The sequence below is a fragment of the Paenibacillus sp. OAE614 genome, assembly GCF_040546645.1.
Lineage (GTDB): Bacteria > Bacillota > Bacilli > Paenibacillales > Paenibacillaceae > Paenibacillus_AQ > Paenibacillus_AQ favisporus.
This window is the reverse complement of record NZ_JBEPOD010000001.1, coordinates 7074348-7089940: the sequence shown is the minus strand read 5'-3', so window position 1 is coordinate 7089940 and position 15593 is coordinate 7074348. Positions and strand designations below refer to the sequence as shown.

Below are 15593 nucleotides of genomic sequence, written 5' to 3'. Positions count from 1 at the left end.
GGCTAGTATTTAATGATGTTGGCGATCACGATCAGAATCGCCCCAATAGCGATCCACATGCACATCAGCGGCCAGAAAAATTTCACCCACTTCTGATACGCGATGCCGGATACGGCCAAGCTTCCCATCAGCGCCGAGGACGTCGGCAGAATCATGTTCGTGATTCCGTCCCCAAGCTGGAAGGCGAGCACCGTCGTTTGGCGGGTAACGCCCAGAATATCCGACAGCGGCACCATGATCGGCATCGTCGTCACCGCCATCCCGGTTCCGGACGTAATAAAGACGTTCATCACGTTCTGGAACACGTACATGCCGAGCACTTGAACGGATCCCGGCAGCTCGCCGACCACAACGGCCAACCCGTTCACGATTGAATCGATCACGTCGCCTTGGTCCAGCACGACCATAATTCCCCGGGCAAAACCGATGATTAGTGCGCCGTACGTAATGGACTTGGCGCCTTTGACGAATTCCGAGGCGATCCGGCTCGGACCGTACCCGGCGCAGAATCCGGACACGATGCCCATGGTGAGAAACAGCGCGGCGAGCTCCTCCATCCACCAGTCCTTTTTCGATACGCCCCAAATCAGGAAAGCAAACCCGATCACAACGGTGGCGATGGTCAAATAATGCTTAAGCTGCATGGGAGGCAGCTTGGAGAAGTCGAGCTCCTGCTTGTCCGCATCCTTCTCCAAATCCTGGACAAGGCTGCGCTCCGGATTTTTTCTCACTTTACCGGCGTACCGGACAATATACAGACTGGTAACCGTAATCAGGCACACGAGCAGGATGATCCGCAGCCAAGCGCCTGAAAACATCGGCACCTGGGCGATGGCCTGCGCCAAGCCCACATTGAACGGGTTCAGAATCCCTGCGGTGAACCCGCACGATGCGCCGAGGGAGATCATCGCGGTGCCCGTCAGGGCGTCAAACCCGAGCGCCCGGGCGATGGCGATGCCGATCGGCACGAAAACCATGACCTCGGTCGACATCCCCATCGTGAAGCCGGCGACAGAGAAGAGCGTAATAAAGATCGGGATGACCCAGCGGCCCTTGTTCGAAAACCTTTTGGCGACCCGGCCGGTAATGGCTTCGATCGTCCCCGTGGAGGAAATAATTTCGAAGGTACCGCCGATAATCAGGATAAAGAAAACGACGTCCGCCGAGTCGATCAGCCCGTGCACAATCGCCTTCGGTATGCTGACGATGCTGACCGGACTGGCCTCCACTTGGTGGTAAGAACCGGGAACGACCAGGGATTTGCCTGTCGCCTTGTCCTCGGCCCGGTCGAACTCGCCGGCCGGAATGATGTAGGTGAGCGCCGTGGCCACCAGCACCAGGAAAATCAAAATGACATACGTATGAGGCATTTTTAACCATTTGCGGGATGCAGTATTAGTGGTATTCATCGGTCTATCCCTCGTTTCTCTGCGCTTTCCATTGGTCAAATTCGCTGCGGACCTCGCGCAGCGCTTCCTTGTCGGTACACAAATCGTAAGCCGTCAGCGCCAGCGCCTTGGCCGCACGGTTCAATTCGATCATGCCTTCCTCCGAACCGGCCAGCGCGGCGAATTCCGGCGTATGCGTCGTAGCGTCACCAAGCCGGATATACGGGTGGATCGCGGCGGTCATCTGGCTGACGTTGCCGATGTCCGACGATCCGACCCCGCCTTTCTCCGGAGGGTCGTTCACTTCAATGCCGAGGTCCTCCAGATTGCGGGCAAACAACCCGGCTAGTGCCTTGTTATTGTTGCGCTCCGCATAAATCAATCCCTCGGCGATATCCACGGTTGCGCCGACGCCTTCGGCCGCGCTTCGGACGGCACGGTATACTTTTTCCCTGACTGTCTCCAGCTCCTGAACGGTGGATGCCCTAAGGATGAACACCGCCTCGGTCAGTTCCGGCACGACGTTGGGCGCATGCCCGCCTTTCGTAATGATGCCGTGTATCCGCACGTCCTCTTTCATAAACTGCCGCAGCGAGTTGATCGCCACATACGCGTTCACCAGCGCATCCAGCGCACTGATGCCCTTTTCCGGCGAGGAGGAGGCATGCGCCTGCTTCCCGTGGAAGGTAAAGGTCGCGTCTACGCAGGCGAGCGCTCCGCGCAGCACCATCGTTTTGTTCTGCGGATGAACCATCATGGCCGCGTCAACGTCATCAAAGACGCCGTCCTGGCACATGATGATCTTGCCGCCGCCCTCCTCTTCGGCCGGGGTGCCCAGCACCACGATTTTGCCCGGAAGCTCCGGGCATGTATCCTTCAGCGCCAGGGCCGCTCCGACGGCAGCCGTTCCGATCAGATTGTGCCCGCAGGCGTGGCCGATGCCCGGCAGCGCGTCATATTCGGCGAGCAGAGCGATCGTCGGTCCGCCCGGTGTTCCTTCCCAGGTTGCGCGAAAGGAAGTCTCCAGTCCGGAGATGCCCTTTTCTACGGTAAATCCCGCTTCGGTCAGCGGCTCGGTCAGCCACTGCTGCGCCTGATGCTCATGGAAGCTGAGCTCCGGATTGGCATGGATTCTCAGTGAAATCTCCCGCAGCATATCGTCACGCGCGTCAACCGCCTGAATCAGCTGCTGTTTTGGTTCTGTTCCTTGCTGTGCACTCATGGCTATCCCACCCTGTCGATATAAATGTATTATGAAGCCGTCATAAGTTACGTCATCGTATGTATCGTTTCGTATATTTATGCATTAATATGTATTAAATAATAAGGGCAGCCGCAGGAAGATGTACAATCAAGATTTTTTCGCGCTGGACCTAAAGAATTTTTATGTAGGCGCTTCGTTTCATTCAGATTGGATAAAAAGAAGCCCCGCCCGATACCCAGGCAGGACTTCGTTAAGACGGATGTTCCGTTTTCATAAAATCGACGAACCGGTCCACGATGGCCAGCTCGAGCGATGGCTCCCGGTACAGCATCCAGGTGTTGCGCCGGATCGGCTCCCCGTTCTTTAGCTTAAGCTCCAGTGTGTACAAGCCGTCCTCCGGCGAGACGAACACGCCCGGCACGATGGAATAGCCCAGCCCGTGCTTGACCATTTCCTTGCATGTCTCATACGCATCCACCTGCATGGCGATGGTGGGCGGCGTGTCGTAATGCTCGTGCCACCAGGCCCGGATCGTCTGCCCAAAATGGGAGGACACCTGGCGGGCGGCCTTGGCCTTCGGCTCGCTGTAGTGAATATGCGGCAGCTCTGGCAGGACGGCCAAATCGATCGGCTCCTTGGAGATCAGGCAAATCGGCTCATCATGCAGCAGGAAACGGGATTCCACCCATGGATAATCCCTGCGAACGATGCCCACATGAATCTCCTGCTCCATCAGCGAGTCGAGAATTTCCGGGCTGAGCGCACAGGTGACGCTGAACTGCACCTCGGGATACAGGTCCCTGAACTTCTTGAGCAGCGGCGGGAGCTTGTAAAGGCCGTAATAACTGGCGACCCCGAGCCGGAGCGTCCCCTTCACCCGGCTGCGCATATTCAGGAGATAATCCTTCATATGGTTCAGCTCGTCCTGCGTCTTTTTCGCGTAGGCAGCCAGCGCTTCGCCTTCCGGCGTCAGGTACGTCCCTTTGGCGTGTTTGACGATCAAGGGTACGCCGAATTCCCGCTCCAGCAGCTGAATCCGGTATGTCAGCGCCGGCTGCGTCATGTACAGGCGTTCCGCCGCTTTGGTCAAGCTTTGCTCTTCGACGAGATGCTGCAGGATGGCAGCGTCCTTTTCGTTCATGTGAGTGGCCTCCTTTCCACGGGTCGGTTGTTATTTTGTTTAATCATACCATACCGGCTACGGCGGACCGGCCCCATGTTACCTTGGAAAAAATGGATGTCCTGCCCGGTGACGACGAAAAAGGCCCGGGAAGCTTTGCTTCCAGGACCTATCCATGCTCACACCTGATACTGCATCGTCTCATCCTAACCACACCACACTTACGGCGGAAGGGGCGGCGAAATGTTAGGCTGACGCCTCGATTTCCGGCTTCTGTTCGGACTTTCGGCCCGTTCTCCACGCCTTGTTCGCCACCAGCGTCACCAGCATGGCCAGAATCAGTGCCACGAGCATAGCCGCGGCAAAGCCGACCACGTTGTTGGACAGAAACGGCCCCATAAAGGACGGAACATACGCCGTTCCGCGCACATTAAACAACCCCACCAGTCCCCCGCCGACGCCGGCCGCCCCGATGGCGCCAGCGAAGACGACCTTGTTCGAGAACATAAACGGATACGCCGCCTCAACAAAAGTGCCGAAGCCCATGTTGATCAGAAAGCCTGGCGCGGCCACTGCTGCCTCTCCCCGGTCCCGCGGAGCGATGATGTTAGCCAGGGTGATTCCCGCGGAGACCATCACGAGTCCGACCATGTCGATGGCCCCCAGGAAGCTGTTGCCGGTCTTCTCCATTTCCAGCAGGACGATCGGCAGAATCGCCGCGTGATACACGCCGCCGATAATCGCCGGCCAGATCAGAAGGCCTGCTACCACGCCCGCGATGATCGGATTAAACGAAATCGCCTGATTGATGATGTATTTAATGAACTCACCGAGCTGCAGGGCGAACGGGGCGATCAAATAATACATGATCAATCCGGATATGAGGCCCGCCAATCCCCCGGCCACGATGTTGACCGTCGTCATTGGAAACTTCCACTGCACGCATTTGACGAATAAGTACTGCACCAGCAAGCCGGCGCCAATCCCGCCGATGATGCCCCCGATAATGCCGCCGTTCACCGACAGCACCCCGGCGATGACACCCGCGACGATCGACACCTCGTCCATGTCGGAAATCTGCTTGGCCGCCACGACCGCCAGCACGACCGGCAGCGCCTTGAGCATCAGGTCGAATACCTCGCTGAGTCCCTTCAGCGCCGGGATCTGGCTGATCGCCAGCACGATCGCCATGGCGATGAAGCCCGGCAGCGAGGACTGCATGATGCCCTTCAAGTTGATCCGCCGCAGCGGGTTCCCCGCAGGTGCGGCGGACTTGTCCCCGGCGCTTCCAAGCACCGGGATGTATTTGATCCCCCAGTATTTGCACAGGGACGTCATAAACGAAACGGCCCGCGTCCGGTTCGTCGTCCCGGTCGTGCCCGACGTGGCGATGACGTTCGCCCCCTTGGAGCTGATCATCGCCATCGATGTTCCGCCGGTCCCCACGACGGGAATGCCCGCCTCGGCCGCGGCCTGCACCGCCTGCCGGTTGGCCCCCTGCGGATCGGCGCTCATCACGATCAGCCCGTCGATGCCGCCCGACCGGATCCGGTCTGCCAGCTCCGCATCCGCTTCCGCCGCCGCCTCATTCGTATCTTTCAGCGTCCCTTCGTACCGCTTCGCCAGACGCTGATCATCCTCATTCCATCCGTACAGCACGGCGGCGGTATGGTCCTTGGCGACGTCCATCGATTCGGATGCGGCAATGAACTGCACGAAGCCGATGTCTACGCCTGCGCTTTGACACTGCGCCTTGATCTCCCCGATCAGTTTCTCGGGATCCTTGCCGCCGAGGTTAAACAGGTTGCCTCCGCTGCTGCCTGCAATCGCTATTCGCTTCATCTCGTTCTCCTTGTTGTGTGGCTTTCATTCTTTATCTAATTACCGTATTACCATATTATAAGAGTAAAAGGTTAGGCCGACAACCGTTTTACCTTCAGAAAATAGGCCTCTCTCTGCGTTACTGCTGGCACCCGGTAGTTAAGCCGTATCTGTGGTTCCTCATTTCGGTTTGACGTTCGGTGGCATTTCCAACCGCGATCTACCTTCTCCTTCACCCAAGCAGCTTCGCCTTTCCCCTATGGCTGGCCGAAGGCAGCAAAAAAGGACACCCTGAAGGGTGCCCTTTCACCGAAGCTTATTTTTTAATAACGAACCGTAAACAACGTTTTTCTGCCCATCTTTATTGTCTTTCAAACAATCCGTTCTGCTGGTCCTCCACCGCCATCTGCTTCACGACAAAATGCTTCTTCTTGCCGGTTGCGGTATACGGCAGCTCGTCAATGAACCGGTAGAAGCGCGGTTTCTTGTAATTGGCCAGCATCGGATGATCGCTGCAGTACTTGTTCAGTTCTTTGGCTGTCAGCTCCGGATCCTCCTTGATCACGTAAGCGACGATCGATTCGCCGCGCAGCTCGTCCGGCGCGCCGACGACGACTGACTCCTTCACTTTCGGATGCTGGTTCAGAATTTCTTCGATCTGCACCGGGTGGATATTTTCGCCCGAGGAGACGATCATGTCATTTTTACGGCCCACTACAGTCACGAACTCATTCTCGTCCCAGGTTCCCATGTCCCCGATGTACACCCAGCCTTTATAAAAGACCCGCTCGCTCTCATTCGGGTTGTTCACATAGGCATACGTGGATTTGCCCGGCGACTTGACGATGATCTCGCCGACTTCGCTGCCATCGCGCGCCACGACATCATCCGGTTCCGCCCGTCTGTCCGGGTAGACCTTAACGACCGCGACATCGTCGTCGGTGCAGGAACGTCCGGCCGATCCCGCCATTTCCGGCAGATCGTAAGGACGGAGGAACGTGTTCCAGAACGCTTCAGAAGTGCCGTAGCCATTAAAAATATTCGGTGTCAGCGTCTCCTGGAATTTGATGCAGTCCTCGCGCTCCAGCGGCGCACCCATCGTCACGATGCCTTTTAATTTGGACAGGTCCACAGGGTTTTTCTTCTGGGCGTCATAAAGCATTTTGAGCATAGGCGGCGCCCCGATCAGGAAGGTCAGGTTGTATTTCTCGGCGAGTTCCAGGCATGTTTTCGGATGGAAGTATCGTAGAATGACGATTTCGGCCCCCACATACAGGGATGGGGTCGGTCCTCCGGAATGGAGGCCTCCGCGGTGGAACCAAGGGCTCATATTCATCGTTTTGTCGGTAGGGTTGAGAGGGAAATGCATCGCCACGTCGTGGGCGGACAGGATGTCGTTGATGTTGTTGATTGGAACCCCTTTCGGCTGGCCGGTGGTTCCCGAGGTATAGAGGCGTGTAATTTCATCGTAGATGTGGGATGGCCGCTCGATGTCCGGGTTAAGCTCCGGCTTGTCCTGCACATAATCGCTGTAGGTGATGTGATCCGCAGGTGCCTCTTGATTGCCGTTCATATCGACCATCACGATTCGGCGGGGGCGGTGTTTGGCCATGGCCAGCGCCTGCTCGGCCGTTTCCTTGATTTCCGCATCGTAGATGTAAACCGCAGGCTTGCTGTCATCGAGGATGAACGCGGTTTCTCCGGGGGAGAGCTTGAAGTTGATCGGGCAGTTAATCGCGCCGATTTTTTGCGGAGCCAGATAGCTGAACACGAATTCGGCAGAGTTGAGCAGCTGGTACACAATGACCTCATTTTTGCCAACTCCGTCTCCGAGCAGGGCATGCGCAAGGCGGTTTACTTCCCCGTTCAGCTGGGCATAAGTCCAAGTGCGCTCCCGCACCGGATCAGTCAAGGCTGGACGACCGGCAAACCGGTGCACGTTCCGCATAAATCCGTTGATATACGTAAACTCATTTTCAAATGTATCTTTAAACATCCGAACATCATAGGTAAATTGTTGTTCCATGGTACCCATCTAACTTCCTTCCTTCATATTAAAAATTCAAACCTTTGCGAGACTGCGAAAAGCGGAACCGGGCCCTTTGCCCGTCCGCTTCATGAATTGGTTCCTTCGTATTTCCCGACGATCAGGGACGTATTTTGTCCGCCAAAGCCAAAAGAATTGGACATCGCGATACGGACCTTCGCCGCTCTCGCCTCATTCGGCACATAATCCAGATCGCATTCCGGATCCGGCTGCTCGTGATTGAGCGTCGGCGGAACGATCCCTTCGCGGATCGCCTGAATGCAGGCAATCAGCTCCGTGACGCCGCCAGCCCCCATCAAGTGGCCGGTTGCCCCTTTGGTCGAACTGACCGGGATTCGGCCCGCCCCTTCACCAAACACGGCTTTCAGCGATTTGGTTTCGATCCGGTCGCCAAGCGGCGTGGACGTTCCGTGCGCGTTAATATAATCCACGTCGGACGGAGTCAGCCCGGCTTGTTCCAGGGCCTGTTCCATACACCGCACTTCCCCGGCTCCTTCCGGCTCCGGCGAAGTCACGTGGTAGGCGTCCGAGCAGTTGGCGTGGGCGAGCAGCTCGGCCTTAATGTCGGCTCCCCGGCTCTCGGCCGATTCGAGCCTTTCCAGAATGACCGCACCGGCTCCCTCGCCCATCACGAAACCGTCGCGATTGAGATCAAACGGCCGGCTCGCTTTGGACGGATCGTCATTCCGGGTCGACAGCGCCCGGGCCGACGCCAGGCCGGCGTCCATCAGTCCGCACAGGATGGATTCCGCGCCGACGGCCACGACCGCATCCGCTTGTCCGGACTGCAGGAGCATGGATGCCATGCCGATGGCGTCCGCACCGGAAGAGCAGGCGGTGTTGACCGTATAGCTCGGGCCTTTGAAGCCATATGCGATCGAAATTTGGGCGGCAGCAATGTTGCCGAGGATTTTGGGAACCAAATACGGGCTCACGCGGGCGCTTCCCGTTCCGGTCATCTGCTCCTGCGCCGCCGCTGCCGTCGTGATGCCTCCCAGCGCCGTTCCCAGCACGATGGCCACCCGCTCGGGCTTCGCGTCCAGCTTACTGTCAGCCAGCGCTTCTTGTGCCGCCACCAGGGCAAACTGCATGAAAATATCGGTTTGGCCGGCTAACTTTTTCGGTATGTAGTCCGTAGGGTTAAACGCTTTGACTTCCGCCGCGATCTTGACCGGCAGCTCCGAGGCATCAAACCGCGTAATGCTTCCGATCCCGCTGTGTCCTTTCAAGAGATTGTCCCAGTAGGCCGGCACGCCGATGCCGATCGGGGTTACGGCCCCCATGCCTGTGATCACTACGCGCTCCTTCACTCCGAAAGCACCTCCTCTCTATTTTTGCCGCAAAATATATCGTCTTTACTTGTAGATTATGCTTGGGCCGATGGCTTGCCTGCCAACGCGCCGCTCCATGTGCTGCTGATCTGCTTCCACAACTCCGGGAAACGCTTCTCCACGTTAAAAGGAAGACCCTGGTCATCCACATACGTGTGGGACGTCGTCCCCTCGCACGCCAGCCTTCCGTCCTGCTTCAGCACCTGATAGGTGAACGTCATCCGGCTCCGCGACAGGGCTGTCAGCGACGTGCGGACCGTGACGGGCTCCTCCGGGCGGAGCATTTTTTTATAATCGCAATCTGCTTTGAGACAAACCAGCGAAATGCCTTTACCATGAAAGGTTTCCATGTAAGGAAATCCGTATACGTGCATGAATCTCATGCGCCCGTTCGTGAACCAGTCAAAAGCCTTGGCGTAATAGGAGATTCCCGCCGCATCGCAGTCCCCCCAGGTCACAATCATCTCCATGTCATTGCTGGGAAAAGAATCTGCCAATCTCGCTCCCTCCTTTCGCTCGTGCTATTTTTCACACTGAACATTATACTCCGATTATCAAAAATAAAAAGTAATTTGCTAACTTTTATAAGGTGGCCCACTCTTTACCTGTGATTCCAATCCACCCTTAAGATCCATTGTCCATTCAAGGATTGCCCTGCCGGCATGTTTTCAAACCGCGAAAATTTTGATTGAAATAAGCCTGAGAATCACTACAATTCAGATTAGGCTTATTGGTTATTATTTTATGTTCAATGGGGGGGATAAGTTGGGAAATAAGTTGATGAAAGTCATCACGTCCGCGGCGCTGCTCAGCGCCATCGCTATGCCTTCCGTAAGTGCGGCATCCACCACGTTCTCGGATATCGACGGATCTTTCGCCAAGGATGCCATTAACGAGTTAGTCGAAAAAGGCGTCCTTAACGGAAAGGGCGATGGCAAGTTCGATCCTACCGGAAAAATTGAAAGACAGGACTTTGCCATCATCCTTGCCAAGGCATTAGGTCTGGACGTTTCCAGTACACCAACGTCGCCGACTTTCTCGGACGTACCTTCAGACAGCTATGCCTATGCTTCTGTCGAGGCCGCCGTCAAGGCGGGGCTGATCAAGGGGCAGGGAAACGGAACTTTTGGCACCGGCTCCAATTTGTCGCGCCAAGATATGGCGGTCCTGTTCGTTCGCGCTCTGGGCGTCGATGCACAGGGGAAAGGCTTCATTTTAAAATTTTCCGACGCGAGCTCCATTTCCGACTATGCCAAGGATGCTGTCGGCGCCGCGGTTGAGCTCGGATTGATTAATGGAGGCACCGACGGCAAATTTGACCCAAAAGGGGGTGCGGCGAGAGAAGCTGTGGCTCAGGTAGCCAGCCGGTTTTTTGACGCCAAGGAGGTCATAGACAGCCAGACTTCGACTGCACAGCCGGATCCATCTCCAACCACGCCAATGGAACCGGTCAAGCCGACCACTCCAACCCCTCCGGTAACCTCTGTACCATCTTCATCGGGCGGCAGCAGCAATAGCGGGGGCGGCTCTAATGGGAATAATGGCGGCAGTACGCCTAGCCAGCCGGAAACGTCAGCACCGGCGGTTGAATTGGTCTCTTCGTCTCCATTAAATATTGGAGATCCGATCAAACTGAGAAGCAGCAAAGTAGGCAAAGTGTATGTGGTGCCGTATGCAGCAACTCCAACGAGCAAAGTGGATCTAGATTCACTGGATGATTGGTTTAAGAGTCCAGTTCTTTACACGAATCAGGTGACGGAAATGCAAACATCTTCGTTGACAGCCGGAGAATACAAAGTATATTTCGTAGATTCCGAAGGGCGTATGTCGGCTCCGTCTGCTAAAATCGTTCTACAAGTTAAGGACGAAAAAGGTCTTACGATAGCCCGTGTGAATCAGGGTAGTTCGATCCTTCTTGGAGAAAGCGGGTTTGTTTTAAGGGATACCATTAGTCAAGAGCTTGGACAAGAGATTGATCAAGAGCCTACTCAAGAATTAGACTTGCTTGAAAGCCGGGACATTAACGATCTAATCCAGGTAAAGCAGAACGGCGGTACACTTCACATCAGCTATAATACCGACAGCCGCAGCTTTGAAGTCATTGCGAATCGTATTCCGCTCGCCGAAATTGAGATTCAGCCGACACCAGAATCGTCCGTGTCGGTTGAACCCACAGAGAATGGTTTACGCCTCTTACCGGGAATAGAAGCTACCGAAAGTACAGAAGCGTCCCTGCGATTTACGCTGTATTCATATACTGAAGAGGAAGAAGAAGGGACGGAACTTGGTCAGGTTGATCTGCCAATCCGTTTTGACTTTACAGCCCCGACGGTTACTGGCGTGACTTACCAAGACGGCGTTATCACGGTGACAACAGATCAACAAATGGGTGCTCTCCCACTCGTAAACAGCATCACCTATTCTCCTAGCGGGGCGTTCAATGGCGACGAACATTTTCTTTTAGCCAATGTACCCGTAGTTGCGTTAAGTGAAGATTTCAAGCAATTGACTATAGATATAACTGAGCTACTACTTAACGAACTGCCCTTGAACGAAAATGGAAAATTCCGCTTGGTGATCTCAGATCTTAGAGACGCGGCGGGCAACCTGTCCGACAAGGAAACCCTTGACGTGAACATATCAAACCCTGACCCAAACCCCACTTCCGAAGTCGAATAACGCATCAAAAAAACGGCCAACATCCTTGGCCGTTTTTCCATTTACCCCTCCTGCCCCACAACTTTCATCCTCAGCAGCCGGGTCCGGGTCACCATCCCTGCGCTTTCCAGCGTCCTCTTGGAAGCCTCGTTGTAATACCAACAGCCGCTGAGCGGCCGGATTCCCTGTGCGTGGCACCAAGCTTTCAGCCACAAAATGATGCTTCGGCCTACTCCTTGATGGCGATACGACTCATTCGTAAACATGCCGATACTGGCGGTGCCGTCGATCAAGGCCGAGCGCTCCACAATGCCGACTCCCAGCAGCTCACTGCCCCGATAACAGGTAAAGAGCTCCCCCTTTTGGATGCGTAATGCAACAGAACCCAGAAAGTCCCCGCATACCCGCTGGATGTCCTCCAGATCGGCAAGCTCCGCGGGACGTAACATGCCTGGTTCGGGACCTGGATCATTCGTCAAGTCCGTCCAACTGTCCTGAAAGAAATAGGCCTGCTTGGCGATAGCCATGTCAAGGTCCAGTGCCAAGCTGAGCAGCAGCTCATCTCCCGTCGACACGAACGCCTCACTCACCTGATGCTCTTCCAGCACCTGCCGCAGCAGGACCTGCGCATGCCTCTGGTGAGGCCGGCGCAGGTAAAACTGCGTCAGCAGCTTGTGATCATGAATGGCGTAATATCCTATCGACGCGTTTTCAGACAGGATGATATAAAATTGCGAGGCCAGAATATACTGCTCGTGAAAGGTATCAAACGGCGAAGACAGCCCTTTTATGTACTCCTGCAGCAGCTCTCGTATTTCTTCGATCCCACACGCTCTGGTGTCCATGCTCGAAACATCCCTTCCAACCATCTTTTTCCTTCATTTTACATCGGCTTCCCGCTGGCCGAAACTACAAAAAAAGACCATTCCCACACGGAATGGCCTTGTGTTCTACAGAGCTCCCAGGAGGATCGCATGCTGCTCGCCCCCCCGTTAGATTTTAAAAGCCCCCATCAGCGGCATAATCATCTGCAGCATATTCATGCCCACCCGAATATTCGGGATAATCTGGCCGAACATGCCCATGAGCCCTCCGGATTGGCCTGCAGTCTGACCCTGCGCATTGGGCTGACGGCCGCCGCCAAACAAAGCGCTCAAGATGCCGGATACCTGCACTTCTTTATCCCGTGTCGGCGGGCCTGTCATCTTCGACCGCCCTCTGGCCGCGGACAGTACAACCTGCCCGTTCTCAATACCCGTTACGTAGCCTACATACTGCGTACCATCCTTGAGCACCACCCAAACCGGCTGCCCCAGCAACTGGACGGCTTGTTTAGGATCGACAACATACTCCTGCTTCATGAATCTCACCTCACTTCTCAGCTATCTGATCCGCCCGCCAATCCCTTGCCTCCGATCCATACCGCATAAGACAATACATCGCCGAACTCTTCGTAGAACTGATGATTCCTTTGCAGCAGCTGCAGTGCTGCCGGATCGTCCAGCCACTCCATATCAAACATTTGGTATGGATCAAAAGATATGCTCACTCCCTGCTCCTGCAGCGAAGCCAGACGGTCCGAAGGAAGCCGCGCGTCCAGACTGCGGAAACCCGCCTGCTTCAATAGCTGCTCCCATTCTTCCAAGGAAGGAATGTCCAGGGCACCGTATAGCTCCTGGGACGCTTCCTTGAGTCCCGGATGGTCCTGCTTCCGGACCATTTCCCGGTCGTATAACAATCCGCCGTCCTTGAGCACACGGTGATATTCCTTCAAGGCAGCCGGAATGTCCACAAATAAGGTAACCGATTCGACAAAAACGACATCGAACCCGCCGGCTTCAAACGGAAGTGAGGCGGCATCCGCAATCCGGAAGTCGACATCCACCTCCATGGCCTCGGAACGCCGGCGGGCTTTTCCGATCATGCCATGATGTACATCTACGGCGGTTACCCGGTATCCCATTTTCGCCAAGTGACAGGCCGTTCTCCCGGTTCCGCAGCCTACCTCCAGAATATTCGCCCCAGCCGGTATGGCATCGCGCTCAAGGAGTGCCAAGGTGCTGTCAAAGCCGCCCGGATGAGCAGCCCCTTCACCCAGCGCAGCCAACATATCAAAGTACTTCAACGTTTTTCCCCTCCATCAGGCACTCCGTCCGGTCCTCGGCCCGCCATGGCGGACGGACAGGTCTCCCGTTATCCATTTAAAAAAAGACCCCTGCATTCCCTATCGTCTGCAGAGATCAGTTCACATCCAGCGAAGCGCCAGTATATATATCGTCTATTCTATTTAGATGAAGAGGAACGGTATCAGGAATAATAAAGCAATGGAAGTCCAGGCTAAAGCCCCGTATCCCGGCGGGTAACCGTAACCATAGCCGCCGCCATAGCCGCGGCCGTAAGGACCGTATCCCGGGTAGCTGGATGTCTTAGCTTTTTGCTGCAGCTCGCTTAGCTGCTTGCTGGCTTTTCCGGGGTTCGTGGACAGGATGGTCGCACGGGGAGCGGCGTCGCCGAGCTCCAGTCCATGATCCGAAACTCCCTTAATCGTGCCATAAACTTGCGTACCGTCCTTAAGAACCGCACAGACGTGCTTGCCGACATGCGATCTGCACGTATCAGCCGATGGTGATTGGATCAGCATCATGCCTATTCCTCCTTCCCACTTCATTCCTTTATCCTATTCACCTGCATCCGAAGTCGAAAGGGGAATATGACCATTTATATGGGGCCCTCGCCAGAATGGCCGCGGAACCAATATTCTCAGGATATGGGCTCCGTTTTCGTCATGCCATCCATGTTGCGGTTATAAAAAAAGAAACCCGCGTCTCCTAAAGACAGGTAGACAGGGCTTCTCCTCAATGCTGACAACCGCCCAGTCGGGCGGCGCTCCAGCTTCAGCTTCATTTTGTTAGACCAATAATTGTTACAGCGATACAGCTCATGTGCCAGTTCATCTGCCGGGCCAACGCTTGCCGGCCTGCGGATAACCTGCCGCCGCATCCTGCAGCGCCCGGTCGATCTGCTGCTTGATAATGTCCGCATAGACGGTTTGGCTGGTTCATCTGCAGCAGGCTGGGATACAGCAGATCCACCAGCTGTATGGATATATCACTAGTCATATATCAGTCTTATATACTATCATCCATACGAACAGAAAGGAATGTAGATTCAATGCAGGTTTTGTCGAATTTGACGACCTTGGGCCTGTTCCTCTACGATGAACACAAATAAAAATGAAAGACTTGAAAACTTTGGGAGATTATACCCATGATCTTTATTATAATATAAGTATCCCTCATCCGAGAGGCAAGGAGGAACATGCATGTATATCGTTCACTCAACTGTCGTTGTCCCCGCCGAATAAGGCCGACGAAGTTATCCATATTTACAACCACAGATCCAAGTTGGTGGATCAGGCTCCAGGCTTCCACTCTTTCATGCTGCTGCAGAATGAACGCAAGCCTCATGAGCTGACGGTACAAATCACATGGGAAACCAAGGAGGATTACCTCCGCTGGGCCAGGGGAGAAGATTTCAAGCGGGTTCATGAGCTGGAGAAGCATTATCCGGATCAGGAGCTGGCAGCAATCGTCCCACAGGTCAGCAAGTACAAGGTGGTCGCCCGATGAAACAAGCCGGCACTTACGAACGATTAATCGATCGGGTGACGCAGCTAATTTACGAAGCCGACCCTTCACTCATAGACCGTACGGCGAGAAAGGAGTGCAGAAGTGCAAGGATGATAATGTACACCACATGCGTCATCTGGAAACGGCACTCGAACTTGACGATTCACGGATATTTAGCGATTATGCCGTTTGGCTGAATGGTATTCTGAACACCTACGGCATGGAAACGCGTACGCTGACGGATAACTTCCGATACCTTCAGCAATCTCTTTCCACAGTGGATGAATTGGACCGAACCCACCAAGCGGGCCTTCGGCCAGTACCTGACCGATGCGATACATCGGCTTGAGGCAGATCAAGATTGATTGCTTTTCAAGAATGATAACGGAAGGGGT

Annotated in this window: 12 protein-coding genes and 1 pseudogene; 2 read left to right on the top strand and 11 right to left on the bottom strand. The window is 55.0% G+C overall.

All coding sequences use genetic code 11. The features are described 5' to 3' along the window. Positions 1-2 precede the first annotated feature (2 nt). From ABIE48_RS32470 to ABIE48_RS32440, 7 genes are all read right to left on the bottom strand, one after another. Positions 3-1409, bottom strand: a complete 1407-nt coding sequence (locus tag ABIE48_RS32470; RefSeq protein WP_145027753.1) for a YfcC family protein — start codon at positions 1407-1409, stop codon at positions 3-5. Positions 1410-1413: 4 nt separating this feature from the next. Then, positions 1414-2610 carry a M20 family metallopeptidase gene (locus ABIE48_RS32465; RefSeq protein WP_192716828.1) on the bottom strand — a complete coding sequence of 399 codons (1197 nt, stop codon included), beginning with the start codon at positions 2608-2610 and terminating at the stop codon, positions 1414-1416. A 232-nt stretch (positions 2611-2842) separates the two neighbouring features. Next, positions 2843-3733: a LysR family transcriptional regulator gene (locus tag ABIE48_RS32460; protein WP_192716829.1), complete on the bottom strand. Its 891-nt coding sequence runs from the start codon at positions 3731-3733 to the stop codon at positions 2843-2845. A 225-nt stretch (positions 3734-3958) separates the two neighbouring features. Beyond that, on the bottom strand, positions 3959-5554 hold the full coding sequence (locus ABIE48_RS32455) for a PTS sugar transporter (RefSeq protein ID WP_192716830.1): 1596 nt from the start codon (positions 5552-5554) through the stop codon (positions 3959-3961). A gap of 340 nt (positions 5555-5894) precedes the next feature. Further along, positions 5895-7568, bottom strand: coding sequence for a class I adenylate-forming enzyme family protein (locus ABIE48_RS32450; protein ID WP_354520419.1), 1674 nt, complete (start codon positions 7566-7568; stop codon positions 5895-5897). A gap of 80 nt (positions 7569-7648) precedes the next feature. Next, a complete protein-coding gene (gene fabF / locus ABIE48_RS32445) occupies positions 7649-8890 on the bottom strand; it encodes a beta-ketoacyl-ACP synthase II (protein ID WP_192716831.1) in 1242 nt (413 codons plus the stop codon). A 56-nt stretch (positions 8891-8946) separates the two neighbouring features. Then, positions 8947-9408: an acyl-CoA thioesterase gene (locus ABIE48_RS32440; RefSeq protein WP_192716832.1), complete on the bottom strand. Its 462-nt coding sequence runs from the start codon at positions 9406-9408 to the stop codon at positions 8947-8949. A gap of 268 nt (positions 9409-9676) precedes the next feature. Here ABIE48_RS32440 and ABIE48_RS32435 point away from each other — a divergent pair, with 268 nt between their 5' ends. After that, positions 9677-11590: an S-layer homology domain-containing protein gene (locus ABIE48_RS32435; protein WP_192716833.1), complete on the top strand. Its 1914-nt coding sequence runs from the start codon at positions 9677-9679 to the stop codon at positions 11588-11590. A gap of 41 nt (positions 11591-11631) precedes the next feature. Here ABIE48_RS32435 and ABIE48_RS32430 read toward each other — a convergent pair whose 3' ends face one another. The 4 genes from ABIE48_RS32430 to ABIE48_RS32415 all read right to left on the bottom strand — a co-directional run bounded on the left by ABIE48_RS32430 (position 11632) and on the right by ABIE48_RS32415 (position 14213). Then, positions 11632-12414, bottom strand: coding sequence for a GNAT family N-acetyltransferase (locus tag ABIE48_RS32430; protein ID WP_192716834.1), 783 nt, complete (start codon positions 12412-12414; stop codon positions 11632-11634). A 147-nt stretch (positions 12415-12561) separates the two neighbouring features. After that, entirely contained in the window at positions 12562-12930 is a 369-nt protein-coding gene (locus ABIE48_RS32425) for an LSm family protein (RefSeq protein WP_192716835.1), read from the bottom strand. A 17-nt stretch (positions 12931-12947) separates the two neighbouring features. Next, positions 12948-13694 carry a class I SAM-dependent methyltransferase gene (locus ABIE48_RS32420; protein ID WP_192716836.1) on the bottom strand — a complete coding sequence of 249 codons (747 nt, stop codon included), beginning with the start codon at positions 13692-13694 and terminating at the stop codon, positions 12948-12950. 162 nt (positions 13695-13856) lie between these two features. Beyond that, positions 13857-14213 carry a hypothetical protein gene (locus ABIE48_RS32415; protein WP_354520415.1) on the bottom strand — a complete coding sequence of 119 codons (357 nt, stop codon included), beginning with the start codon at positions 14211-14213 and terminating at the stop codon, positions 13857-13859. Positions 14214-14891: 678 nt separating this feature from the next. Here ABIE48_RS32415 and ABIE48_RS32410 point away from each other — a divergent pair. Then, positions 14892-15198, top strand: a pseudogene (locus ABIE48_RS32410) (antibiotic biosynthesis monooxygenase family protein). Positions 15199-15593: the final 395 nt, after the last annotated feature.

Bases quoted from the DNA above. Each gene is read 5' to 3' on its own strand.
- ABIE48_RS32430 (WP_192716834.1), bottom strand. From the start codon at position 12,414: ATGGACACCAGAGCGTGTGGGATCGAAGAAATACGAGAGCTGCTGCAG.
- ABIE48_RS32425 (WP_192716835.1), bottom strand. From the start codon at position 12,930: ATGAAGCAGGAGTATGTTGTCGATCCTAAACAAGCCGTCCAGTTGCTG.
- ABIE48_RS32470 (WP_145027753.1), bottom strand. From the start codon at position 1,409: ATGAATACCACTAATACTGCATCCCGCAAATGGTTAAAAATGCCTCAT.
- ABIE48_RS32450 (WP_354520419.1), bottom strand. From the start codon at position 7,568: ATGGGTACCATGGAACAACAATTTACCTATGATGTTCGGATGTTTAAA.
- ABIE48_RS32415 (WP_354520415.1), bottom strand. From the start codon at position 14,213: ATGATGCTGATCCAATCACCATCGGCTGATACGTGCAGATCGCATGTC.
- ABIE48_RS32465 (WP_192716828.1), bottom strand. From the start codon at position 2,610: ATGAGTGCACAGCAAGGAACAGAACCAAAACAGCAGCTGATTCAGGCG.
- ABIE48_RS32455 (WP_192716830.1), bottom strand. From the start codon at position 5,554: ATGAAGCGAATAGCGATTGCAGGCAGCAGCGGAGGCAACCTGTTTAAC.
- ABIE48_RS32460 (WP_192716829.1), bottom strand. From the start codon at position 3,733: ATGAACGAAAAGGACGCTGCCATCCTGCAGCATCTCGTCGAAGAGCAA.